This is a genomic window from Allobosea sp. FG18 (assembly GCF_057809495.1).
The window spans coordinates 75,238-99,717 of the sequence record NZ_JBMDKB010000004.1 but is presented as its reverse complement, the minus strand read 5'-3'; the positions used below and the strand labels follow the sequence as shown (position 1 = coordinate 99,717).

Annotated in this window: 21 protein-coding genes; 13 read left to right on the top strand and 8 right to left on the bottom strand. The window is 66.6% G+C overall.

Annotated features, from left to right (window positions below; all coding sequences use genetic code 11):
• Positions 1-5: 5 nt before the first annotated feature.
• Complete coding sequence (gene gmk / locus ACODTJ_RS06280; RefSeq protein ID WP_454657120.1) at positions 6-650, top strand: guanylate kinase; 645 nt, start codon at positions 6-8, stop codon at positions 648-650.
• Between the two features lie 159 nt (positions 651-809).
• On the opposite strand, the gene rsmA is transcribed toward gmk, so the two are convergent.
• The 5 genes from rsmA to lptF are packed head-to-tail and all read right to left on the bottom strand — an operon-like array spanning position 810 to position 7,621.
• Positions 810-1,658, bottom strand: coding sequence for a 16S rRNA (adenine(1518)-N(6)/adenine(1519)-N(6))-dimethyltransferase RsmA (gene rsmA / locus ACODTJ_RS06275; RefSeq protein ID WP_454657119.1), 849 nt, complete (start codon positions 1,656-1,658; stop codon positions 810-812).
• On the bottom strand, positions 1,655-2,677 hold the full coding sequence (pdxA, locus tag ACODTJ_RS06270) for a 4-hydroxythreonine-4-phosphate dehydrogenase PdxA (RefSeq protein ID WP_454657118.1): 1,023 nt from the start codon (positions 2,675-2,677) through the stop codon (positions 1,655-1,657). The genes rsmA and pdxA overlap by 4 nt, the downstream gene beginning before the upstream one ends.
• Before the next feature lie 57 nt (positions 2,678-2,734).
• Entirely contained in the window at positions 2,735-5,299 is a 2,565-nt protein-coding gene (locus tag ACODTJ_RS06265; protein ID WP_454657117.1) for an LPS-assembly protein LptD, read from the bottom strand.
• 37 nt (positions 5,300-5,336) lie between these two features.
• On the bottom strand, positions 5,337-6,428 hold the full coding sequence (gene lptG / locus ACODTJ_RS06260) for an LPS export ABC transporter permease LptG (protein WP_454657116.1): 1,092 nt from the start codon (positions 6,426-6,428) through the stop codon (positions 5,337-5,339).
• The gene (gene lptF / locus ACODTJ_RS06255) at positions 6,428-7,621 is read right to left on the bottom strand and encodes an LPS export ABC transporter permease LptF (protein WP_454657115.1); all 1,194 of its coding nucleotides are present in this window, start codon (positions 7,619-7,621) and stop codon (positions 6,428-6,430) included. Before lptF ends, lptG begins: the two co-directional genes overlap by 1 nt.
• Before the next feature lie 154 nt (positions 7,622-7,775).
• Between lptF and ACODTJ_RS06250 the strand changes: the two genes are divergently transcribed.
• From ACODTJ_RS06250 to ACODTJ_RS06235, 4 genes are all read left to right on the top strand, one after another.
• The gene (locus ACODTJ_RS06250) at positions 7,776-9,269 is read left to right on the top strand and encodes a leucyl aminopeptidase (RefSeq protein ID WP_454657114.1); all 1,494 of its coding nucleotides are present in this window, start codon (positions 7,776-7,778) and stop codon (positions 9,267-9,269) included.
• A 49-nt stretch (positions 9,270-9,318) separates the two neighbouring features.
• Entirely contained in the window at positions 9,319-9,771 is a 453-nt protein-coding gene (locus tag ACODTJ_RS06245) for a DNA polymerase III subunit chi (protein ID WP_454657113.1), read from the top strand.
• Positions 9,768-10,178 (top strand): hypothetical protein, encoded by a 411-nt coding sequence (locus ACODTJ_RS06240; protein WP_454657112.1) that lies wholly within the window; start codon positions 9,768-9,770, stop codon positions 10,176-10,178. Before ACODTJ_RS06245 ends, ACODTJ_RS06240 begins: the two co-directional genes overlap by 4 nt.
• 150 nt (positions 10,179-10,328) lie before the next feature.
• Positions 10,329-10,844, top strand: coding sequence for a GNAT family N-acetyltransferase (locus tag ACODTJ_RS06235; RefSeq protein ID WP_454657111.1), 516 nt, complete (start codon positions 10,329-10,331; stop codon positions 10,842-10,844).
• A 27-nt stretch (positions 10,845-10,871) separates the two neighbouring features.
• Here the strand turns inward: ACODTJ_RS06235 and ACODTJ_RS06230 are convergent, their stop codons facing one another.
• The gene (locus ACODTJ_RS06230; protein ID WP_488847882.1) at positions 10,872-11,528 is read right to left on the bottom strand and encodes a hypothetical protein; all 657 of its coding nucleotides are present in this window, start codon (positions 11,526-11,528) and stop codon (positions 10,872-10,874) included.
• Positions 11,529-11,686: 158 nt separating this feature from the next.
• Here ACODTJ_RS06230 and ACODTJ_RS06225 point away from each other — a divergent pair, with 158 nt between their 5' ends.
• Positions 11,687-12,025, top strand: a complete 339-nt coding sequence (locus tag ACODTJ_RS06225) for a YciI family protein (protein WP_488847881.1) — start codon at positions 11,687-11,689, stop codon at positions 12,023-12,025.
• Between the two features lie 3 nt (positions 12,026-12,028).
• On the opposite strand, the gene ACODTJ_RS06220 is transcribed toward ACODTJ_RS06225, so the two are convergent.
• A complete protein-coding gene (locus ACODTJ_RS06220) occupies positions 12,029-13,900 on the bottom strand; it encodes an ABC-F family ATP-binding cassette domain-containing protein (protein ID WP_454657108.1) in 1,872 nt (623 codons plus the stop codon).
• Between ACODTJ_RS06220 and ACODTJ_RS06215 the strand changes: the two genes are divergently transcribed.
• The 7 genes from ACODTJ_RS06215 to pncA all read left to right on the top strand — a co-directional run bounded on the left by ACODTJ_RS06215 (position 13,881) and on the right by pncA (position 22,943).
• Entirely contained in the window at positions 13,881-14,180 is a 300-nt protein-coding gene (locus ACODTJ_RS06215) for a hypothetical protein (protein ID WP_454657107.1), read from the top strand. The genes ACODTJ_RS06220 and ACODTJ_RS06215 overlap by 20 nt on opposite strands.
• Before the next feature lie 59 nt (positions 14,181-14,239).
• Positions 14,240-14,740, top strand: coding sequence for a pantetheine-phosphate adenylyltransferase (gene coaD / locus ACODTJ_RS06210; protein ID WP_454657106.1), 501 nt, complete (start codon positions 14,240-14,242; stop codon positions 14,738-14,740).
• A gap of 164 nt (positions 14,741-14,904) precedes the next feature.
• Complete coding sequence (gene proS / locus ACODTJ_RS06205; RefSeq protein ID WP_454657105.1) at positions 14,905-16,236, top strand: proline--tRNA ligase; 1,332 nt, start codon at positions 14,905-14,907, stop codon at positions 16,234-16,236.
• Positions 16,237-16,279: 43 nt separating this feature from the next.
• Positions 16,280-17,587 (top strand): lipoprotein-releasing ABC transporter permease subunit, encoded by a 1,308-nt coding sequence (locus tag ACODTJ_RS06200; protein ID WP_454657104.1) that lies wholly within the window; start codon positions 16,280-16,282, stop codon positions 17,585-17,587.
• Positions 17,588-17,591: 4 nt separating this feature from the next.
• On the top strand, positions 17,592-18,278 hold the full coding sequence (locus ACODTJ_RS06195; RefSeq protein WP_454657103.1) for an ABC transporter ATP-binding protein: 687 nt from the start codon (positions 17,592-17,594) through the stop codon (positions 18,276-18,278).
• Positions 18,279-18,831: 553 nt separating this feature from the next.
• On the top strand, positions 18,832-22,305 hold the full coding sequence (gene dnaE / locus ACODTJ_RS06190) for a DNA polymerase III subunit alpha (RefSeq protein WP_454657102.1): 3,474 nt from the start codon (positions 18,832-18,834) through the stop codon (positions 22,303-22,305).
• A gap of 11 nt (positions 22,306-22,316) precedes the next feature.
• Positions 22,317-22,943: a bifunctional nicotinamidase/pyrazinamidase gene (pncA, locus tag ACODTJ_RS06185; protein WP_454657101.1), complete on the top strand. Its 627-nt coding sequence runs from the start codon at positions 22,317-22,319 to the stop codon at positions 22,941-22,943.
• A 14-nt stretch (positions 22,944-22,957) separates the two neighbouring features.
• On the opposite strand, the gene ACODTJ_RS06180 is transcribed toward pncA, so the two are convergent.
• Entirely contained in the window at positions 22,958-24,112 is a 1,155-nt protein-coding gene (locus ACODTJ_RS06180) for a GGDEF domain-containing protein (RefSeq protein WP_454657100.1), read from the bottom strand.
• Between the last annotated feature and the right edge of the window lie 368 nt (positions 24,113-24,480).

The window sequence follows — 24,480 nt, the reverse complement described above, 5'->3', positions numbered from 1 at the left end:
GCCCGATGGCCGATACCCTTCATCCGGCCCGCCGCGGCCTCATGCTGATCCTGTCCTCGCCCTCGGGCGCCGGCAAGACGACGCTCACCCGCAATCTCAAGAGCGAGAACAATCTCGACCTCTCGATCTCGGTGACGACCCGCGCCAAGCGCCCTTCCGAGATCGAGGGCGTGCATTATCGCTTCATCGATCGCACGGCCTTCGACACCATGCGCCAGCACAACGACCTGCTGGAGTGGGCCGAGGTCCATGGCAACGGCTACGGCACGCCGCGGAAGGAGGTCGAGGCTTCGCTGGCGGCGGGGCGCGACGTGCTGTTCGACATCGACTGGCAGGGCACCCAGCAGATCGTGAAGAAGGCGCGGGCCGACGTCGTCACCATCTTCATCCTGCCGCCCTCGATGGCCGAGCTGCGCTCGCGCCTGATCCGCCGCGCCGAGGATGCCGAAGAGGTCATCGTCAAGCGCCTCGCCAATGCTCGCGACGAGATCGCGCGCTGGAGCCAGTACGACTACGTCATCGTCAACCACGATCTTCAAACGGCCTATGAGCAGATCAAGGCGATCCTGACGGCCGAGCGCCTGAAGCGCAGCCGCGCCGTCGGCCTCACCGATTTCGTCGACCAGCTCCTGACCGAACAACTGCCCTGATCAGCGGGCGCCACAACCCCTGTCATTCCGGGGCGGCCGGAGGCCGAACCCGGAACCCACGACTGGGTGAGCCCTTTCAGCCGCATGATCGCCAACACTCGCCCAGTCGTGGGTTCCGGGTTCTTCGCTAAGCGAAGCCCCGGAATGACGAGGATGTACCTAGCGCTGCGCGGCCAGCGCGTTCGCCAGCCTGACGAATCCCGAGACCGGGATCTCCTCGGCTCGCGCCGTCTCAGCGAGGCCCGCGGCTTCGATGATCGGCGTCGGGTCCGGCAGCACGGCCTTCAGGCTCTGCCGCAGCATCTTGCGCCGCTGTCCGAAGGCGGCGAGCGTCACCCGCTCCAGCAGGCGCCGGTCGCAAGGCTCCGGCTGCGCGCGTGGTATGAGCTGGACAATCGACGAGGTGATCTTCGGCGGCGGCACGAAGGCACTGCGTGGTACGTCGAACAGGATCTTCGTCTCGCAGCGCCAGTTCGACAGCACCGCGAGCCGGCCGTAATCGGCCCGCTCGTCCGGCGTCGCGACGATGCGCTCGGCGACCTCGCGCTGGAACATCAGGGTCAGCGAATCCCACCAGGACGGCCAGGGCTCGAGGCTGAGCCAGCCGACCAGCAGCGGCGTGCCGATATTATAGGGCAGGTTGGCGACGATCCGCGCCCGCCCGCCGCCGAGATGGGGCGTCAGGTCGACCGCCAGCGCATCGCCGTCGATGACCTCCAGCCGCCCCGGATAATACGCCGCGATCTCGGCAAGCGCCGGCAGACAGCGTCGGTCGCGTTCGATCGCGATGACGCGGCCCGCGCCATTGGCCAGCAGCGCCCGTGTCAGCCCGCCGGGGCCGGGACCGATCTCGACCACCGTCTGGCCTTCGAGTGGCCCGGCCGAACGGGCGATGCGGCTCGTCAGGTTGAGGTCGAACAGGAAATTCTGGCCGAGCGCCTTCTGCGCCATCAGCCCATGGCGCTCCACCACGTCGCGCAGAGGCGGCAGGTCGTCGATCTGACTCATGAAGCGGTGTCCGCGAGATTGCGTTCGGCCATCCGGGCGGCGAGTTTCAGCGCGGCGCAGAGGCTGTCCGGTCGCGCGATGCCCTGGCCTGCGATGTCGAAGGCCGTGCCATGGTCCGGCGAGGTCCGGATGAAAGGCAGGCCCAGCGTGACATTGACGCCCTCGTCGAAGGCGATCGTCTTGATCGGGATCAGGGCCTGGTCGTGATACATCGCCAGCGCCGCATCGTAGCCGGCGCGCGCCCGCGCATGAAACATCGTGTCGGCGGGGTAAGGGCCGCGAGCGTCGATACCTTCGGCCTGCAGCTGGGCGATGGCCGGCGCGACGATCGCCTCGTCCTCGTGACCCATCGTGCCGTTCTCGCCGGCATGCGGATTGAGCCCGCTGATCGCCAATCGCGGCCGGGCGACACCGAAGCGGCTGCGCAACTCCGCCGCGACGATCCGGCCGGTTTCGACGATGAGCGCCGTGGTCAGCAGCTCGGGCACCCGGCGTAAGGGTTCGTGGATCGTCACCGGAACGACGGCGAGCTCCTCGCACCAGAGCATCATCACCGGGCGCGGCGCGATGCCACCCTGAGCCGCGAGATGCGCGAGGTATTCGGTATGGCCGGGATGCTTGAAGCCGGCTTGGTAAAGCACTGATTTTGCGATCGGATTGGTCACGACGGCGGCGGCCTCGCCGGCCCGGACGGCCGCGACCGCCCGGTCGATCGAGCCGATCGTGCCGCCGGCCGTCGCCGGATCGGGCTTGCCCGGAATGGCCCTGCCTGCCCCGGAAGCGAGCGGGATGACGGGCAGCATCTCGGCAAAGGCGGCGCCGGCATCGCCCCAGTCGCAGACGCCGAGCGGCACGCTCCAGCCGAGCCGGCCGGCGACAGCGGCGAGATGGTCGGGGTCGGCGATGCAGGCGAAAGCAGGAAGCGCGCGCTCGTGACGTTCAAGCCAGGCACGCAGTGTCAGCTCCGGCCCGATCCCGGCCGGATCTCCTTGTGTCAATGCGAGCGGCGTTGCCGGCAAGACGAACTCCGCGGCCTGAAGGGAGGGCCGACCCGCTGATCCGGGCCGGCGCTGCGACTAGTTCGAGCTGACACCGTCGCTCGACGAGCTCGAGCTGAGGTTCTGCGAATAGCTGATCTCGCCAAGCGTGCGCAGTTCGAGGCGGAACATGACTGTACGCGTGTCTTTCGTCGATCCGGCCTGGCGATCAGCATAGCTCTGCGAATAGCTGATGTCGAAGACCGTGCACTCGTCGGTATAGTTGAGGCCGAACGAAGTCGACGCGGTCTGGAACGGACCCGTATTCGGGTAGATCGGCACCGCGGCCACGGCCGGAGCCGCCAGATAGGATGCGTAGGCATCCCGGTAGCGTTCGCGGTCGTACTTGTACTTGTCGAGGTCGAACAGCACGCCGGCGCGCAGGCGCCAGTTCTCGGCCACGCGCAGCGAGCCGTTGAGCGACAGACCCTCGCGGCGCCGCGAGATGCCGAGATCGGGCTGCGGCTCGTAGCGGCCATAACCGACCGAGGCGGTGATGATGCTGTTGGCATAGGTCGCGGCGGCGTCGATCCGCTGGGCCTCGAAGGTCGTCGCGTTGAGGCGGGTCGCGCCGGTCAGGAAGAAGCCCTTGAACGGCGAGAGCTGGGCGCGGGCGACATAGTCGGAGTTGCGGGTTTCGAGGCCGGAATTCAGGCCGGTATTGAGCATGTCGCCGCTGGCGAAGGAATTGCGTCCGCCGAGCTGGAAGGACTGGCCGATGAGCAGGTTGGCGAACGCCTCCTTGCCGAAACGGCCGGTATAGAGCGCGCCGACATTCGCGCGCGTCCCGCCTTCGACGCGGTCGAAGCCGGAGAACTTGCCGCTCCATTCGAACAGGTTGTTGGCGTCGAAGACGAGGCTCTGCGCATCCTCGTTGGCGACGCGCAGGCTGTTCGTCTCGTTCGGGCGGGCAACCACCTGGGCGACCGGCTCGATGATATGGGTGCCCCAGCCGGTCTTGGCGACGAACGGGTAGCGGTACATCAGCCCGATCGCCGGCATGACCCGGCCGAAGACCTCGTCCGAGGTGTCGGCGATGGTCGCGACGCGCGCGTTGATCAGCCCGGTGGTGTCGGGGTTGACCGAGAAGATATCGGCCCGCACCGAGGCGTAGGGCGTCCACATCTGGCCGAGCGGGTCGATGAAGTTGCGCCGCCAGGCAACCTGTGCCGTGGCCCGGGAGACATTGCCGGCCAGCCCGCGCACCAGGCAGTGATTCTTGTCGTAAACGGCGCAGCCGTCATAGAGCGAATAGCTCGGCGTCGTGATCAGGTAATTCTTCTGCTGCGGCAGCTGCGTGAAGGCAGCTGTATCGCGCGTCAGGCTCGTGACGTTGGCGGTGAACGAGAGCTCGCCACCCAGGAAGGACGGCTTGTGGACGCGCTTGTCGTAGTCCAGCACCGGCAGCACGACGGGCTGCTGCTTCTGCCAGTCCTGGTAGTTCAACGGCTGGAAGTAGTAGCCGCGCAGGTCGAACCAGGCGCTCTCGCTCTGGCCGTTCAGATAGGCGGTCGAGATCGCTTCCTGCAGATAGGTGGTGGTGCTGAGGCTCTCGTTGCGAATGCGGTAGTTCTTGTAGAACCAGCGATCCGTCGACATCGAGGCGTTCCAGCCCACCGTCCAGCGCGGGTTGATGAAGAACTTGCCGTTCGTCTCCACCGAGCCGCGGAACTCCTTGTCGCGCGGGCCGAGCGGGCTCGGCAGGAAGGCGTTCTTGTCCTGTTGGAAGATGCCCGAGGCCCGGATCGTATAGGACCCGTTCATCAGGCGATGCCGCCATTCCGTCTGCCCCAGGAAGCCCTGGCGGCTGAAATAGGTCGGCGTGAACGTCAGGTCGTAATTCGGTGCCAGATTGAGGAAATAGGGCAGGCCGACGCCATAGCCGAGCGCCGAGGTGTTGATGAATTTCGGCGACAGGAAGCCGGACTTGCGCTTCACCGTCGAATCCGGGCCCGACATATAGGGGATATAGGCCATCGGAATGCCGGCGAATTCGACCCGGGCATCCTCGTAATAGATGGTCTGCTCGGACTTCTTGTGGATGATCCGCGCAGCGCGGACCTGCCAGAGCGGCGGCCGCTCCGGGTTGTCCTTGCAGGGCTCGCAGGCCGTGTAGATGCCCTTTTCGAAGACGAAGGTTTCGCCGTCGGTGCGTTCGGCGCGCGGTGCCGAGAAACGGGTCTTGTCCGGGTTCACGACGCGCAGCGAGTCGATGAAGCCGTCGCGGAAATCGTCGGTCAGGTTGAACTTGTCGCCGGTGATGACCGTGCCGTTGGATTCGGTGATCCGGGCATTGCCGATGGCGGTGACGCGCTTGTTGCCCTGGTCGTAGATGACGCGATCGGCCTCGATCGTCCGGCCCTGGTACAGGATCTGGACGTCGCCGACGGCCGCGACCGTCTTCTTGTCGTTGTCGTAGACGAGTTCGCGCGCATCCACGACCATCCGGTCCTGCGGCTTGGCCGCAGCGGCGGTCGGAGGCTTGGGCTGCGCACCGGCCGCCCGATTCTGGGCGTGGGCCGGCCCGGCCAGCAGATAGGCCAGGCTGGAGGCGAGAGCCGTCGCCGCAGCGAAGTGCGCTAGCCGGTTCACACCCGGACCCATCTCGTAAACTCGAAATTAACCATAGGCACAGTACGTTTCACCCATCTTCCTGATGGAGGAGGGCGAGTGCTCCCAGCATTGCCCCCAATGCTGCAGGCAACCACGCCGCGACGATCGGATTGACGATTCCCGACGATCCGAGTTCCTCCGACAGTTGTGTCGCCACATAGAGCACGAACCCCGCGGCGACGCCACCTATCACCAGTTTGGTCACACCACCAAATCTGAAAAATCTTAAAGAAACGGATGCTGCCACCAGCACCATCGCGATCAGCAGCAGCGGGCGCGCCATGAGCGATTGGTAGCGCAGCTCATAGGGCGTCGTGTCGAGCCCGGCGCGCTGCGTCCGCTCGATCACCGCAGGCATGGACCAGAAGCCCACCGCGTCAGGTGGGGTGAAGCTCTGGCGCATCTGTTCAGGCTCCAGCGTCGTTGCGAGCACGTAGCTCTTATAGCTCTGTGGCTCTTCCGTGGCGGAGGTGGAGCGCGCGTCGCTCAACTCCCAGTGCCCCGGGCGCAGCACGGCCTGCCGGGCGTCGATTCGCTCCTTGAAGCTGCCGTCGGGATTGAAGATGAAGAAGGCGACCTGGGACAGGCCGTCCTCGTCGGGCAGGGCGCCGGCGGCGCGGATGATCGCCTGGCCGTCGACGCTGCGCTGCCTCAGCCAGATTTCCTTGGGCAGGCCGGATTTGCCGCCCGAACGCACGAACAGGCGTGTTTCGAGGGCCGTGGCCTTGCGCTTCAGCTCGGCGGCGACGGGGTTGTAGATCATGATCGAGACGAGCCCGATCACGCCGGCGACCGTGGCGGCGGGTTGGAGGAACTGCCAGGCCGAGACGCCGACGGAGCGGGCGACGACGAGCTCGAGCTTCCGGCTCAGCGTCAGCAACGCGAACATGCCGCCGAACAGCGCGGCGAAGGGGAAGATCTGCTCGGCCACGGCCGGGGCCCGGAACAGGGCGAGCTGCACGATTCGCGGCGTCGTCGCGATCGGGGAATCGCCGGCGCGGCGCATCAGCTCGACGAAATCGAGCGTCCCGATCAGGAAGAAGAAGGTGCCGAAGACGCCGACGATGGCGCGCGCGAAGCGCTTCGTCAGATAGCGGCCGAAGGTCGTGAGCAGCAGCATCAGGCGCGCCGGAAACGGGCCGCGAGGTTGACCAGCGGCGTTGTGAGGGGGGCAAGGAGGCGGGCCAGCATCGGCTGGATCCGCGCGCCGTAGAAGATGAAGCCCGTCGCCAGGACGATGGCCATGATCGGCAGGATGTAGAGCAGCGCGGCGGCAAAGGGCGAGCGCACGCTCGCGGTCCAGGCGGCATAGGCCGCGATGCGGGTTGCGCCGACGATCATGACCGCCGACTGGATCGCCAGCGCCCGGCCCTGGCGGGTGGTGCGCGCCTCGCCGATGGCGGCGAACGCAATCAGCATGAAGGCGAACGGATAGAGCGGGGACGACAGCCGGTTGTGCAGTTCAGCCCGGAAACGGCCTTCCTGGATCTTGTAATAGGCCTCGTTCGTGTCCTGCCGGAGGAGCTCCCAGGTCGAGCGCTCGCGCGGCTTGTAGATCACCTTGTCGCCGTCGCCCTCGCCGGGGCCGCCGCTGGAATCGCCGGTCAGCGCCGAGAGGTTCAGGGCATAGCGCTCGAAGGAGATGATCGAGGTCGTGCTGGTGTTCTTGGTCTCGCGCTGGATCGTGCCCTTCTCCAGCATGAGGAAGCTCTGGCCCTCGGCTTCCACCGTCCGGCCGCGCTCGGCGAGATAGATCGAGGGCTGCGACGGGTCGCGGCGATCCTGCATGAAGATGCCGACCAGCGCGTCGCCGGCCTTTTCGCGGTAGTGGAAGGTCACGCCGGAATCGAGCGAGACGAACTGGCCTTCCTTGACGACATTGGCGACGAAATCGGCGCGGATCAGCGTGATCAGGTCGCGCAGCATGCGGAAGCTCGCCGGCATCACCGAGATCGTCATCCAGGCGACGATAAGCGAGGTCGCGATCGTCAGCACGATGAAGGGGCGCGTGATGCGCTGCGGTGCGACGCCGGCGGCGTTCATCACGATCAGCTCGGAATCGCCGTTGAGTCTGTTGAGCGTGTAGAGCGTCGCCATGAACAGCGCGACCGGCGCGATGCCGGCGATCAGCGCCGGCAGCGAAAGCAGCGTCACGGTCAGGAAGATCAGGACTGTCTGGCCCTTGCCGGTGATGAGGTCGACCTCGCGCAGCGCCTGCGTGACCCAGATCACGCCGGTCAGGCCGAGCAGGAGCACGATCGCCGCGACCGCCGCGATCTTCAGGATGTAGCGATCGAGGCGGTTGAGAAGCACGCGTCGGTTCCGGAGCTGGAGAGCTTGCGCCCTCCGAGGTGGTTCGTCGGACACACCCTATGGTATAGGCGCGGCGAGGGCGCAAACGGGAATCGTTTGTCGTCTGCCGTCTAGTGTCCTTCCCCTGTCATTTTCGCAAGATTGTGAGCGGATCATGTCGCAGCGCCTGAAGCTCGAGATCAAAGCCCTGGATGCCGTCGAGGGGCAGGATCTCGTGATCCTCGTTTCGGATGCGCTCGCGGTGCCCGGCGCGGCGCTGCAATGGACCGGCGAGGGCGCCCAGCCGCTGCTGACGCGGGCTGCCGCTGCCGAACGTTTCAAGGGCAAGGCGCTGGCGGGGCTGACATTGCCTTCGCCGGAGGGGGCCTCCTACGAGCGCCTGATCGTCGTCGGAATCGGGCCTGAGGACGAGCGCGCCAAGCTCGATTTCGTCAAGCTGGGCGGCGCCATCGCCGGCCGCCTCGGGGCCGGCCGCAGTGCCGACATTGTTCTCGCTCTGCCCGAGGGCGCGATCGCGGCGAAGCAGGCCGCCGACATCGCACTCGGTCTCAGGCTGCGCGCCTATGCCTTCGATCGCTACAAGACCAAGAGCAAGGATAAGGATGAAGCCGAGCCGCTGACGGTCACGCTGCGCGCGCTCGACCCGTCCGCGGTCAAGAAGGCGGTCAAGACGGCTGACGCCATCGCCGCCGGCGTCACCCAGGCTCGCGACCTCGTGAACGAGCCACCGAACGTGCTCTACCCCGAGGAATTCGCCGACCGCGCCGCCAAGCTCGAAAAGCTCGGCGTCGAGATCGAGATCCTCGATGAGAAGGCGCTGAAGAAGATCGGCATGCGCGCGCTGCTCGGCGTCGGCCAGGGCTCGCGTCGGGAAAGCCGCGTCGCCATCATGCGCTGGAACGGCGCTAAGAAGGACGAGAAGCCCGTCGCCTTCGTCGGCAAGGGCGTGACCTTCGACACCGGCGGCATCTCGCTGAAGCCCGGCGCCGGCATGGAGGACATGAAGGGCGACATGGCGGGAGCGGCCTGCGTTGTCGGCCTGATCCAGGCGCTGGCCGGCCGCAAGGCCAAGGTCAACGCCATCGGCGTGATCGGCCTCGTCGAGAACATGCCTGACGGCAACGCCCAGCGCCCCGGCGATATCGTCACCTCGCTCTCCGGCCAGACCATCGAGATCATCAACACCGACGCCGAGGGCCGCCTCGTGCTGGCGGATGTGCTCTGGTACACACAGGAGCGCTTCTCGCCGCGCTTCATGATCAACCTGGCGACCCTGACCGGCGCGATCCTCGTTGCCCTGGCGCAGGAGAATGCCGGGCTGTTCAGCAATAATGACGAGCTCTCGGAGCGCCTGACGGCAGCCGGCCTCGCCACCGGCGAGACGGTCTGGCGCATGCCGCTCGGCAAGGCCTACGACAAGCTGATCGACTCGAAATTCGCCGACATGAAGAACTCGGCCGGCCGCTATGGCGGCTCGATCACCGCGGCGCAGTTCCTGCAGCGCCATGTCAACGACACGCCCTGGGCGCATCTCGACATCGCGGGAACCGGAATGGCCGCGGCGAATTCGGAGATCAACCGCTCCTGGGGGCCGGGTTGGGGCGTGCGCCTGCTCGACCGGCTGGTCGCCGACCACTACGAGGATTGATTCGATTCCTGCGGTAATGCTGGTAACCCGTTAGAGGATAAGGGTTTCGATGGCCGAGATCCTGTTCTTCCATCTGCAGTCCCGCCCGTTGGAGCAGGTCCTGCCGACGATCCTCGACCGCGCCCTGTCGCGCGGCCAGAAGGTCGTCGTCGAGGTCGGCGGCCAGGAGCGGATGAGCGTGCTCGACGACCACCTCTGGACCTATGCGGATGAGAGCTTCCTGCCACATGTCACGGCGCTGGAGGCCGATGCCCCGAGCAATCCGGTCGTGCTGACGACGCAGGCGCATAATCCGAATGCCGCCCAGGTCCGGATCTGCGCCGACGGGGTCCGCATTCCCGACGCAATGCAGGACTACGAGCGCGTCGTCCTGATATTCGATGGCGACGATCCCGAGGCGCTTGCCGCGGCTCGCGAGGATTGGAAGAAGGCCAGGGCCTCGGGCCATGCCGCCAGCTACTGGCAGCAGGACGATTCCGGCCGTTGGGAGAAGAAAGCGTGAGACTGCCTGTTCTGTTGCTCTGCACCGCGACCCTTGCCGGCTGCTCGGTCGATATGGGCGGCTTCGCCTTCCAGTCCGAAACCAGGGGCGGCGTCACCACGACGAAGACCGCCTCGGCCAGTGCCGGCATCTCGACGCAGGAGCCGGTGCTGACCCCGGAGGGTGAGTGCAGCGTCGGCGTCTCGCTCGACCCCTCGACCCGGCCGCTGCCGAAGGAGATCGCGCCCGGCATCACCGAATGCGAACTGGTCAAGCTGAAGGGCGGGCGCCCGACCGACGTGCTGGTCGGCGAGAGCGGCAAGGGCCAGCGCGAGGTCCAGGTGCTCTATTCCGAGCCCGGCGGCCGCGAGATCTACCTCTTCACCGACAACCGCCTGACCCGGATCGTGAAGCCCGGGCAGGGGTGAGTTGAAAGGCTGCGGGCGGCCACTGGAGTGGAAGAGGTCCGCTGACAGCCACTTCGGTCATGTGAGCATCGACTGGGCCCGGCTCTGTGATACTGGCTTTGTCATCGGCAGCGGTGGATGAGCATGGCCCCTATACCTCCTTGTCGGATGATGACCGAGCGCCTCGTTTTGCGCCCGACGAGCGTCTCCGACGTGGAACGTGCCTTCGAAATTCAGTCTGACTGGGACGTGACGCGAATGCTGCGCATGGCCGCGTTCCCTCCGGATCGAGAGCGCATCGAGGCCTGGTTCGCGGACCATGGGCGCGAATGGGGGGCCGGTGAAGCCTATCGGTTCGCTGTCGAGCTGGAGGGGCGCTTCATCGGCGTCGTCGATGTCGACGAAATCTCCGGGCAGGAAGGCGAACTGGGGTATTGGTTCGAACAGGCGTCCTGGGGACGCGGCTACGCCCGTGAGGCAGCACAGGCGGTCGTGGATTTTGCTTTCGAGAAGGTCCGGCTGCGGGGCCTCCGATCCGGGCACGCTGCCGAGAACGCGGCATCCGAGAACATCCTCCTCAAGCTCGGATTTCAGCCGCTCGACATCGTTCGCGTCGAATCGCGCTCACGGGGGCAGGACATCCAACAGCAGCGTTACCTGCTGTCAGCGCCGCTGCTCGGCGTCTGAGCGATGGCGCTCGCGCCAGCTCGTCGCTCAGTTCGCGAGCCTGTCATATCCGACAAATCGGAACATACTCCGCCCGTTTTCGAGCGGTTGAGGCTCTCCCGAGAAGCGATGCACGCCGACGCCGAGCTCCGTATCGTCCCCCGACAACCAGCACTGCTCAAAACCCAGCGCTTCGAACTGCTCGCAGATCGACGGCACGCGATCGGGCGAGCGACGATGGCGGGTCCAGATCACATGCCCGCCGATCGCGCAGAGCTGCGGGCAGGTGTCGATCGTGCGTTTGATGTCCGCATCGGAGATGTTGCCGAACAGGCCGCAGATCAACACGAGATCCGCCGGCACCATGCCATGATACTGGTCGGTCAGCGAGGCATCGCCGGTCACGATCTCGATCTGATCGAGCGTGTTGGCGCGCGCGAATTCTGCGGCGACCGCCGTGTTGTTTCCATCCAGTTCCACGAGTCGTGCCCGGACGTCGCTGCGTCTCGGATGATCGCAGAGGACCTCGAGCAGATCGCGCCCTTGCCCCGCGCACAGGCTGACGACCAGGAGCGGTCCGGGCCGGCTGTTGTCCAGCACGGTTCGGATTTGATCCTGAACGGTCCGCAGCCGTCGCGACATCCGGGAATCCGGACTGTCGTATTTCTCGTGCCAGGCCCGCCAATCCATGGCCGGAAGCTCCATGCTCGCTCGTCCAGGCGAGCTTACGGCCTCGCTGAATGTCGAGATAGCGCTCGTGCTTCTTCAATGTCGTCGTCCGGCCCGTTCAGGCGTCCCGGCTAGGAAAGCCACCCGGCGCCCGTCCACTTGTTTCCATCGAAACCGTCACGCATCATCGCATCATGACGAAATACCTCATCTCCTTTCCGAGCGAGGCGATGATCGTCACGGACGAGCAGTTGGCCGCCGCTGGCGTCGACTCTCGCGCCGTGATCGAGGAGGCGAAGGCTGCCGGCGTTTATGTCTTCGCCGGTGGGATCAACGAGCCGGTTGCCCCCGTGCTCGTCTCCGCGGATGGATCGGTGTCGGGGCAGATTTATCCCGGCAGCCGCCTCAATGGCGGCTTCGCTGTGCTGGAGCTGCCGTCGCGCGAAGAGGCGGTGAAATGGGCGGCGAAGCTCGCGCGGGCCTGCCGCTGCGCGCAGGAACTCCGCGAATTCATGTACGATCCGGCCAGCTAGGCCTTACGCGTTCTCCAGCTCCTCGCCGAGCAGCAGCCATTCCTCCTCGGCCGCGGCCAGCGCCTCCGACAGTTCCGCGCGCTGGCGCGAGATCTGAACAGCCTTGTCGGGGTCGCGCGCGAAGGCGCCGTTGGCGAGCGCCGCATCGACCTTCTCGATCAGCCCTGTCAGCTTGGCGATGCGTGCCTCGGCGAGGTTGAGCTTCTGCCTGAGCGGCCCCTGTGCAGCGCGCTTCGTCGCTGCTTCCTTGCGTTCGTCGGCCTTGGGCTTGGCGGCTGCGTCCGGCGCGGGCTTGCCGCGCTTCTCGGCCTTGGCGGCGCCGAGCACATAGGTGCGGTAGTCGTCCATGTCGCCGTCGAAATTCTTCACCGTGCCGCCGCCGACGAGCCAGAGCCGGTCGGCGCAGGCCTCGATCAGGAAGCGGTCGTGGCTGACGAGGATGACGGCGCCGGGATAGTCGTTGATCGCGGTGACCAGCGCGGTGCGGCTGTCGATGTCGAGATGGTTGGTCGGCTCGTCGAGGATGAGCAGATGCGGCCCATGGAAGGTCGCGAGCCCCAGCATCAATCGCGCCTTCTCGCCGCCGGAGAGCAGCTTCACCGGCGTATCGGCCTTGCTCGCGGGGAAGCCGATCTGCGCCGCCTTGGAACGGACCTTCGCCTCGGGCGCGTCCGGCATCAGGTCGCGCAGATGGCCGACTGGGGTGTCCTCGATGCGCAATTCGTCGAGCTGATGCTGGGCGAAGTAGGCCGTCTCCAGCTTGCTCGACTTCTTCATCTCGCCGGACATCGCGTCGAGCCGGCCGCCGATGAGCTTGCAGAAGGTCGACTTGCCGTTGCCGTTCGAGCCGAGCAGCGCGATGCGGTCGTCCGGCGCCAGCGACAGGTTGAGCCGCGACAGAACCTTGCGCTCGCCATAGCCGGCGGCGGCATCCTCCAGCACGATCATCGGCGGCGAGAGCGGCTTTTCCGGGCCGGGGAAGGAGAAGGGCTGCACGTCGCGGTCGACGATCGCGGCGATGGTCTGCATCTTCTCCAGCCGCTTGACGCGCGACTGCGCCTGCCGGGCCTTCGTCGCCTTGGCCTTGAAGCGGTCGACGAAGGATTGGAGGTGCTTGCGCTCGGCGTCCTGCTTCTCCTTGGCGCGGGCGAGCTGCATCTGCTTCTCGGCGCGCTGCTTCTCGAAGGAGGAATAGCCGCCGCGATAGAGCGTCAGCTTGCCCTGGTCGAGATGCATGATGTGGTCGACCGAGGTGTCCAGCAGTTCGCGATCGTGGCTGATGACGATCACGGTATGCGGATAGCGCTCCAGATAGTCGTAGAGCCAGAGCGTGCCTTCGAGGTCGAGATAGTTGGTGGGTTCGTCGAGCAGCAGCAGGTCGGGCTCGGAGAACAGCACGGCCGCGAGCGCGACGCGCATGCGCCAGCCGCCCGAGAAATCGGAGCAGGGGCGCTGCTGCGCCTCCTCGTTGAAGCCGAGCCCGTGCAGCACCATCGCGGCGCGCGCCGGGGCCGAATGCGCGCCGATATCGGCGAGCCGCGTGCCGATCTCGGCGATGCGGTGCGGATCGGTCGCGGTCTCCGCCTCCGTCATCAGGGCCATGCGCTCGGTATCGGCGGCGAGCACGACTTCGATCAGCGTCTCCGGGCCGCCCGGCGCTTCCTGCGCGACGCCGCCGATGCGCCGGCCCCTCGGCAGGCTGATATTGCCGCTCTCGGTGCCGAGATCGCCGGTGATGATCTTGAACAGGGTGGTCTTGCCGGTGCCGTTGCGGCCGACGAAGCCGACGCGCGCGCCGTCGGGGATGGCGGCACCGGTATGGTCGAGCAGCAGGCGTTCGCCGAGGCGATAGGTGATGTCGTTGATCGTCAGCATGGCGCGATCGTTTAGGCTTGCCGGGCCCAAAAAGGCAATCGAAAGCCGGAACAAGCGGCCGATGTCACCGTTTCGTCAAAATCTCGCCTTGCGACGGCCCGCACCGGCCATCACCCAAGGGAAACCGGATCAACCGCGATTCGCCGAGGTTATCTTCATGGATACCCGCCTGTCCTTTGCCAGCTCCCGCCGCGCTTCCGCTGCGGCTTCGCTCATGGTTCTCGTCTCGATCATCATCGGCAGCGCCGCAGCGCTTGCCGCGCTGGTGCCGCTGTCCTGAGAGCGCCAAGCCTCTGATGCGGCTTGTCCTTTTTCGGTTCAGCCGCTAACGCTGGCCCCATGGCACGCATCGCTTTCTACACCGGTTCCTTCGACCCCGTGACCAACGGCCATGCCGACGTCATCGCCGCGGCCGCCGGCCTCTGCGACAGGCTCGTCCTGGCGATCGGGGTCCATCCCGGCAAGACGCCTCTGCTCTCGGTCGAGCAGCGCGCCGAATTGCTGCGCGCCGTCGCCGGGCCGTTGCTGGCGGCGAAGGGCGCCGCGCTCGATGTCGTGACCTTCGACGATCTCGCCGTCGATGCGGCGCGCCGGGCAGGGGCCTCGATCATCATCCGCGGCCTGCGCGACGGCAGCGACCTTGATTACGAGATGCAGATGGCCGGGATGAACGGCACCATGGCGCCGGATGTGCAGACCGTCTTCCTGCCGGCCTCGCCCGGCGTGCGCCACATCACCGCGACCTTGGTGCGCCAGATCGCGGCGATGGGCGGCGACGTCTCGCCCTTCGTGCCGGCCCCGGTGCTCGCCGCGCTGAAGGCGCGCTTCGCCAAGGGCTGACGGGGCGATCCCGGCGAAAGGCACATAACTTCGCCATCTTCCGCCGCTTCCTGCTGATTTTGGTTTGCTTTTTGCCGAGAGCGATGGTGTCTCTCAGGCAGGCCGACTCGCTCTCCGATCTCCTGGCGCGATTCCGCGCGCAGGGCCCTCCGACAGGTTTTCCGATGCGTCTTTCCCGCTATTTCCTGCCCCTTCTGCGCGATACGCCCAAGGAAGCGGAGATCGTCTCGCACCGGCTGATGCTGCGCGCCGGCATGATCCGCCAGCAATCGGCGGGCATCTATTCCTGGCTGCCGCTCGGCCTGCGCGTGCTGAACAAGATCAGCAATGTCGTCCGCGAGGAGCAGAATCGCTCGGGCGCCATCGAGATCCTGATGCCGACCATCCAGTCGGCCGATCTCTGGCGCGAGAGCGGGCGCTACGACGCCTATGGCAAGGAGATGCTGCGCATCAAGGACCGGCATGATCGCGACATGCTCTACGGGCCGACCAACGAGGAGATGGTCACCGAGATCGTCCGCTCCTACGTCAAGTCCTACAAGGACCTGCCGCTCAATCTCTACCACATCCAGTGGAAGTTCCGCGACGAGGTCCGCCCGCGCTTCGGCGTGATGCGCGGCCGCGAGTTCCTGATGAAGGACGCCTATTCCTTCGATCTCGACAAGGACGCGGCGCGCCACGCCTATAACCGCATGTTCACGGCCTATCTGCGCACCTTCGCGCGGCTCGGCCTGAAGGCGATCCCGATGAAGGCCGATACCGGCCCGATCGGCGGCGATCTCAGCCACGAATTCATTGTGCTCGCCTCGACCGGCGAGAGCGAGGTCTTCTGCCACAGCGACTACCTGAATTTCGAGACGCCGGCCGCCGATACCGATTTCGACAGCGTCGCCGGCCTGCAGGGCGTCTTCGACAAGTGGACGAGCCTCTACGCCGCGACCGAGGAAATGCACGACAAGGCCGCTTTCGAGGCGGTTCCGGAAGACAAGCGCGTCTCGGCGCGCGGCATCGAGGTCGGCCATATCTTCTATTTCGGCACGAAGTATTCCGAGCCGATGGGCGCGACCGTTGCAGGCCCGGACGGCCAGCCCGTGCTGCTGCATGGCGGCTCCTACGGCATCGGGCCGAGCCGCCTCGTCGCGGCGCTGATCGAGGCCGGCCATGACGACGCCGGCATCGTCTGGCCTGAGGAGATCGCGCCCTTCGACGTGGCGGTCATCAATCTCAAGGCCGGCGACGCGGCGACCGATGGCGCGGCCGAGCGAATCTACCAGCACCTGCTCGCCAAGGGCTACGACGCCGCGCTCGATGACACCGACGACCGGCCGGGCGCCAAGTTCGCCACCGCCGACCTGATCGGCGTGCCCTGGCAGATCATCGTCGGCCCGAAGGGGCTGGCCGAGGGCAAGGTCGAGCTGAAGCGCCGCGCCGGTGGCGAGCGTGAGCTCGTCTCGCTGGAAGCCGCGCTCGATCGCTTCAAGGGCAGGGCGGCGTGACGGCGGGCACCGTCATGAAGTCGCACCTGATGGGAGCTGCCGCATGAGCGCCGTCGCCGACAGCGCCGAGGTCCCGGCCGGCGAGATTCCGACCGGAACCAAGGCCTTCGCCGGTTTCGAATGGCAGCTCGCCGGGCGCTATCTTCGCACGCGCCGCCGCGAGGGGTTCGTCTCGGTCATCGCCGGCTTCTCCTTCCTCGGCATCATGCTCGGCGTCGCCACGCTGATCATCGTGATGTCGGTGATGAACGGCTTCCGCATCGAGCTGCTCAGCAAGATCGTCGGCGTGAACGGCCATATCTTCGCGACGCCGATCGACCGTCCGCTCGACGATTACGACAGCGTCGCGGCGCGGCTCGCCAAGATCTCCGGCATCAGCCACGCCATTCCGCTGGTCGAAGGGCAGGCGCTCGCCTCCTCGCAGACCGGCAATAACGGCGTGCTGGTGCGGGGCATTCGCGAGAAAGACATCAAGGCGATCCCCTTCATCGGCGGCAACATCAAGTCCGGTACGCTCGACGGCTTCGACGGCGGGACGCCTGGCGTCGCGATCGGCCGCCGCCTCGCCAATGCGCTGGGCATCCAGGCCGGCGACATGATGACGCTGGTTTCGCCGCAGGGCGCCTCGACCCCCTTCGGCACCGCGCCGCGCATCAAGGCCTATCCGGTCAAGGCGATCTTCGAGATCGGCATGACCGAGTTCGACGGCACCTTCGTCTATATGCCGCTCGGCGAGGCCCAGGCCTATTTCAACCGCGACGGCGACGTGAACGTCATCGAGATCTTCGTCGACAATCCCGACAAGACCCAGGCCGTCCGCGACGCGATCGAGGCCGATGCGCCGCGCCCGCTCGTGCTCTCCGACTGGCGTCAGAGGAACCGCAGCTTCTTCAATGCCTTGGAAGTCGAGCGGAACGTGATGTTCATCATCCTGACGCTGATCGTGCTGGTCGCGGCTTTGAACATCGTTTCCGGCCTGATCATGCTGGTGAAGGACAAGACCGCCGACATCGCGATCATGCGGACCATGGGCTGCACGCGCGGCACGGTGCTGCGCATCTTCCTGATCACGGGCGCCGCGATCGGCGTGATCGGTACGCTCGCCGGGCTCGCTCTCGGCGTCGCCTTCGCCAAGAACATCAAGTCGATCATGGCGGCGCTGAACTGGATCACGGGCGCCAATCTCTGGGACCCGACCGTGCGCTTCCTCAGTGACATCCCCTCCGTCACGGATTGGCGCGAGGTGGTGAGCGTGGTGCTGATGGCGCTGACCCTGTCGCTGCTGGCGACGCTCTATCCGGCCTGGAAGGCTGCCCGGCTCGATCCGGTCGAAGCGCTGAGGATGGGCTGAGCACATGGCACAGGAGATGCCCGCGCTCTTCCTCTCCCAGGTCGAGCGCTATTACCCGCAGAGCGACGCGCCGCTCGAAGTGCTGCGCAAGGCCGATTTAGCGCTCTGGCCGGGCGAGGTCGTAGCCCTGGTGGCGCCCAGCGGCACGGGCAAGTCGACTCTGCTGCATGTCGCCGGCCTCCTGGAGAAGCCCGATGCCGGCGAGGTCTTCGTCGGCGGGCTTGCCACGACCAAGCTGGACGACAAGGGCCGCACGCGGCTGCGCCGCACCGAGATCGGCTTCGTCTACCAGTTCCACCATCTCCTGCCGGAATTCACCGCGCTGGAGAACGTCGTGCTGCCGCAGCGCATCCGCGGTCTCGCCCGCGGCCTTGCGGAGGAACGCGCCTCGGAGCTCCTGACCTTCCTCGGCCTCGGCGAACGGCTCGACCATCTGCCGGGCGAGTTGTCCGGCGGCGAGCAGCAGCGCGTCGCCATCGGCCGCGCCGTCGCCAATGGGCCGCGGCTGCTGCTGGCCGACGAGCCGACCGGCAATCTCGACCCGCAGACCGCGCAGCATGTCTTCGGCACGCTGATGGCGCTGGCTCGCGCCTCGGGGCTGGCGGCGCTGATCGCGACGCACAACCTCGACCTCGCCCGCCAGATGGACCGGCAGGTCACGATCCGCGACGGGCTCGTCGTCAAGCTGTAGCCTTCGGGCGCCCGCCGGATCGCTCCTTGCGAGCACCACCCTTGTCATTCCGGCGGGAGCGACGCCACGTCATGCTCGCCCTTGTGGCGAGCATCCACGTCTTGAACGCCGTCATCAGCGAAGGAAGACGTGGATGGTCGGGACAAGCCCGACCATGACGAGGGTGCAAGTTCGAGAGAGGCGACAATAACCGCCAACGCCTGCATCGGAACGGCGGTAGGATTTCGTTAACCTCCGCGCCGGGTTCGCGTTCCAGGCTTCCGTATCGACATTGACGAGAACAAAAAGAGAACTAAACTGAACCTATCGCGAACACAGGAGGTTCTCATGACTGCAGCGCGTAAACTCGCCGCCGGCCTCGCCGAGATCGCCTCGCTCGGCGTCTTCCTCGGCATGATCTGGCTCTGGGCTGCAATCTTCTCCGGCCCGCATGTCTGAGTGCGGCAGGAGCCATCCACAGACCGGGCCGCAAGGCCTCGACGCCGGCCCCGCCCAGGACGCATAAGAAGGGCTGGGTACGGACGAGTCGCCAGCGCGGCGACAGGAGTGGGACATGGGTCAGGAAGCTGGCGAGGCGCGCGTTCTCCAGGAGATCGGCTTCGTCCACCTGCATGTCCATTCGAGCTATTCGCTGCTCGAAGGCGCGATGACCATCGCGACGCTGGCCAAGATGGCGGCGGCCGACGGACAGCCGGCCCTGGCGCTGACCGACACCGACAATCTCTTCGGCGGCCTCGAATTCTCCGAGAAGCTGGCGGGCTCAGGCCTGCAGCCGATCGTCGGCGTGCAGCTCTCCGTCGATTTCGCCGATGAGGGCGAGGGCGGCCGCAAGCCTGCGCAGTTGCAGCGCCTGCCGCATATCGTCCTGCTCGCCATGGACGAGGCCGGTTACGGCAATCTGATGAAGCTCGTCAGCGAGGCCGCGTTGGCGACCGGCGGCTCCGGCCAGCCGATCACCACGGTCGAGCGCCTTGCCGCCTATAATTCCAGCCTGATCGCGCTGACCGGTGGGCAGGGCGGGCCGGTCGACGTTGCGCTCCGCCTCGGTCAGCTTCCGCAGGCCGCCTCGCGCCTCGCGACGCTCGCCGGCATCTATGGCGACCGGCTCTATGTCGAGATCCAGCGCCATGGCGGCGATGGCGAGGCGGCGCGGGAGGCTCATCTCCTGCGCCTCGCCTATGACGCCGATCTGCCGATCGTCGCGACCAACGAGCCCTTCTTCGCCAAGCCCGCCGATTTCGACGCGCATGACGCGCTGCTGGCGGTGGCGGAAGGCCGCCTTGTTTCCGACGGCACGCGCCGCCGTGTCACGCCCGAGCATTATTTCGCCTCGCGCGCCGAGATGAAGAAGCGCTTCGCCGACCTGCCTGAAGCGCTGGCGAACACGGTCGAGATCGCGATGCGCTGCCATTGGCGCGTCACCACCCGCAAGCCGATTCTGCCGCGCTTCGGCGAGGAGGGCCGCGACGAGGCGGAGGAGCTGCAGGAGCAGGCGCGCGCCGGCCTGGCCGCGCGGCTCGCCAAGCACGGCCCGGCCGAGGGCTTTACCGTCGAGGATTACGAGAAGCGGCTCGATTTCGAGCTCTCGATCATCACGCGGATGAAGTTCCCGGGTTACTTCCTGATCGTCTCGGACTTCATCAAATGGGCGAAGAACCACGACATCCCGGTCGGGCCGGGCCGTGGCTCGGGCGCGGGCTCGCTGGTCGCCTATGCGCTGACCATTACGGACGTCGACCCGCTGCGCTTCGGCCTGCTCTTCGAGCGCTTCCTCAATCCCGACCGCGTCTCGATGCCCGACTTCGACATCGACTTCTGCCAGAACCGGCGTGAAGAGGTGATCGACTACGTCAAGCGACATTACGGGCAGGAGCGCGTCGCCCAGATCATCACCTTCGGTACGCTGCTCGCCCGCGGCGTGCTGCGCGACGTCGGCCGCGTGCTCGAAATGCCCTATGGCCAGGTCGACAAGCTGACGAAGCTCGTGCCGCAGAACCCGGCCAAGCCGATCTCGCTGAAGGATGCGATCGAGGGCGAGCCCAAGCTGCAGCAGGCGGCCGAGGAGGAGCCGATCGTCGCGCGGCTGCTCGAAATTGGCCAGAAGCTGGAAGGGCTTCACCGCCATGCTTCGACCCACGCCGCAGGCGTGGTGATCGGCGACAGGCCACTCGAACAGCTCGTCGCGCTCTCGGTCGACGCGCGCACCGGCATGCGCGTCACCCAGTTCAATATGAAATGGGTCGAGCAGGCCGGGCTGGTGAAGTTCGACTTCCTCGGCCTGAAGACGCTGACGACGCTGACGACGGCGGTGAAGCTCATCGCCCAGCGCGACATCCATATCGATCTGGCGCAACTGCCCTTCGACGATCCCACGACCTACGCCATGCTGGCCCGCGGCGAGACGGTCGGCGTGTTCCAGGTGGAATCGGTCGGCATGCGCAAGGCGCTGGTCGAGATGAAGGCCGACCGGATCGAGGACCTGATCGCGCTGGTGGCGCTCTACCGGCCGGGCCCGATGGACAACATCCCGACCTATTGCCGCCGCAAGCTCGGGTTGGAAGACCCGACCTATCTCCATCCCGGCATGGAGCCCTATCTGCGCGAGACCCACGGTATCATCGTCTACCAGGAACAGGTGATGCAGGTGGCTCAGGCGCTTTCGGGCTATTCGCTCGGCGAAGCCGACCTCTTGCGCCGCGCCATGGGCAAGAAGATCAAGGCGGAGATGGACGCCCAGCGCGACCGTTTCGTGAAGGGCGCGATCGAGGGCGGCATCAAGAAGGAGATCGCCTCCGAGATCTTCGACCTGCTCGCCAAGTTCGCCGATTATGGCTTCAACAAGAGCCACGCGGCGGCCTATGCCATCGTCGCCTTCCAGACCGCCTATCTGAAGGCGAATTACCCGGTCGAGTTCCTGGCCGCGTCGATGACGCTCGACATGGGCAATACCGACAAGCTCTCGGAATTCCGCCGCGATGCCGAGCGGCTCGGCATCAAGGTCGAGCGGCCGGCGATCAACCAGTCCGGCGTCGAGTTCGACGTGGCCGACGGCAAGATCTTCTACGCGCTCGGCGCCATCAAGGGCGTCGGCACGGCGGCGGTGGAATCGCTGGTGGCGGCACGACAATCCGCCGGCCCGTTCCGCGACCTCGCCGATCTCGCCCGCCGCATCGACACCCGGCTGGTCAACCGCCGCACGCTGGAAGCGCTCATCGCGGCCGGCGCGCTCGACGAGCTGGAGGCGGATCGCGCGCGGGCGGTGGCGGCGCTCGACGGTATGCTGGCGCTCTCGAACCGCACCCGCGACGAGGCCGCAGCCGGCCAGTTCGATCTCTTGAGCGGCGGCGTGGTGCAGGAGGCCTTCCGCATCCCGCAGGTCGAGCCGTGGGCGCCGGCCGAGAAGCTCAAGCGCGAGCACGAGGCCGTCGGCTTTTTCCTCTCCGGCCATCCGCTCGACGATTACGAGCATGTGCTGAAGCGCCTGCGCGTGCAGCGCTATGCCGATTTCGCCCAGACCGTGCGTGTCAACGGCACCGGCGTCGGCAAGGTCGCGGTTTCCGTCATCGACAAGTCGGAGCGGCGCACCAAGTCCGGTTCCAAGATGGGTATCGTCAACCTGTCCGATCCGAGCGGCCAGTTCGAGGCCGTGCTCTTCTCGGAAGGGCTGATGAAATTGCGCGATTTGCTCGAGCCGGGCAGGGCGCTGGTGCTGCGTCTCTCCGCCGTGCTCGATGGCGAAGAGGTGCGTCCGCGCATCGAGGATGCCGAGGAACTCGACGGCCTCGCCGCGCGCCAGAAGCAGGATCTCGTCGTCTATCTGCGCGACGAGAAGGCGGTGGCCTCGGTCGCCGAGCGCATCCGCCCGCGCGAGGCGACGCGCGCCGAGGGCAAGGTCTCGATCGTGATGATCATCGACGACGGCGCCCAGGAGGTCGAGATCGAGTTGCCCGGCAAGTTCCCGGTCAATCAGCAGATCGCCAATGCCGTGCGGGCCGCGCCCGGCGTGGTCGATGTCAGGCTGCAATAGGAGCTAAACCGATGGCCGACGACCGGACAGTGCTGCTCGTCGTCGACGTCCAGAACGATTTCTGTCCGGGCGGCAGCCTCGCGGTGCCGGATGGCGATGCGGTCGTAGCCGTCGTCAACGCGCTCGGGCGCCGCTTCCGCCATGTCGTGCTGACGCAGGACTGGCACCCGGCGGGACACGCCTCCTTCGCTTCCAGCCATCCCGGCCGCAAGCCCTTCGAGGTCGTCGAGCTGGCCTATGGCCCGCAGGTGCTCTGGCCGGATCATTGCGTGCAGGGTACGACCGGGGCCGCCTTCCATGCCGGGCTGGACCTGCCTCATGCCGAGGCGGTGATCCGCAAGGGCTTTCGCCGGGGCATCGACAGCTATTCCGGCTTCATCGAGGCCGATCGCCGGGCGCGGACGGGGCTGGAAGGCTATCTGCGCGAGCGCAGCATCGCGCGAGTCGTCATCGCCGGCCTTGCGACGGATTTCTGCGTGAGCTGGACGGCGCAGGATGCCGCTCGCGCCGGCTTCGAGACCATCGTGGTCGAGGATGCCTGCCGCGCGATCGATCTCGACGGTTCGCTCGAGCGCGCCTGGGCCGAAATGGCGGCCGCCGGAATCAAGCGGGTGACTGCCGCCACCTTGATGCTCTGAGGCTGAGCCCGGCCTCAGGCCGCGGGCTTGAGCTGCGCCTGGACGCGATCGCGCCCGAGCCGCTTGGCGCGATAGAGTGCTTCGTCCGCCTCGACCAGGAGATCGTCGAGCTCGCGCCCGCCGAGCTCGGCCTCGGCCACGCCGATGCTGAGCGTCGGCTGCAATCCGATCTCGGCGAGATCGGCGAGCTTGTCACGGAAAGCGCCGCGGAGACGCTCGGCCACCCGCACCGCCTCCCGCACGCCGACGCCGGGGAGGATGATCGTGAATTCGTCACCGCCCTGCCGGGCCAGGATGTCGGTGCTGCGCAACTGCTCCCGCACCGCATCCGCGAACAGGCGCAGGGTCCGGTCGCCGGCCACATGGCCGAGCGTATCGTTGAGCTTCTTGAAGTGGTCGATATCGACGAGCAGCAGCGCAGCCCGCCTTTCGCCGTGCGACTGCTGCGCCAGCCATTGCTCGAGGCCGGAGCGGTTCATCGCTCCCGTCAGCGGATCGCGGCGGGCGAGCGTCGCGAGAATGCGGTTGCTGCGCTCGGCCGCGAGCAGCAGCAGGGCCTGGCCTCTCAGGATGACGAACGTCACGCCGATCGCGGCGAGCCAGCCCGTCGCTCCCGAATCGGCCGGGAACAGCGTCGTGCCGACCCGGTCCAGCGCTCCCAGCGCGATGCGGCCGGCATAGATCATCACCGTCGGCGAGAACAGCGCGACGAGCAGCCAGGCCGAGCGCAGTTTCTCCTGCCGGCCGAGCCGGACGGCTTCGCGGACGATGGCGGCATCGCAGAGCGCCATGACCGTCGCCACGACCATGACGCGTGTCGAATAGCCTTCCGCCCCGGGCGACAGCGCGAGCAGGGTCCAGATGCCGAGGAGCACCACCCCGAAGCCGAACCAGTTGAGTTCGCGGCCGGCGAAGTTGCGGATGCCGAAGAGCAGCAGCAGGCAGCCCGCCAGCATGGTGGTGTTGGCAAACTCGATCGAAACGATATCGGGTATCGCGCCGCGGAAAGCCGCGCCGAGCAGGCCGGTCCCGATGCACAGGCTGCTGGCGCCCCACCAGACCGGGCTGCGGGTGAAGCGGCCGGTCGCGAAGGTCATCAACTGCAGCGCGCCGATGATGAAGCAGGTCAGCGCGCCGGTGACGAAGATCGTTCTCAGGTCGAGGGTCACGCCGATTCCGGCCTCTCGCGGTCGATTCGGCGAAGGAGCCGGCCCGCGGCTCGGTCAGCCTGCCTCGAACGCGAATCCTGCCCGCGAGGCCGGGCATGCCGCGGCGTTCCGGGTTGTCCGGCCCGGCTGCGCACGTCAGGCAGTCCGGGGTGGGGGGAAGTGCCTCTTGGCATGCTTGAGAACATGATAGCGTGAGGATATTCCCCATGAACTTTTATAAGTCGTTGATGGCCGTGTCCGCGGTCGCATTTTTGGGCTCGGTCGCCCCATCTTTCGCCCAGACGCAAGCCGACCAGCTCAAGGTCGTCTATCAGTGACGGGCTCCGGCGCCCTCGCGCCCAGCCCTCTCGCAAACAGGCTCATGCGGT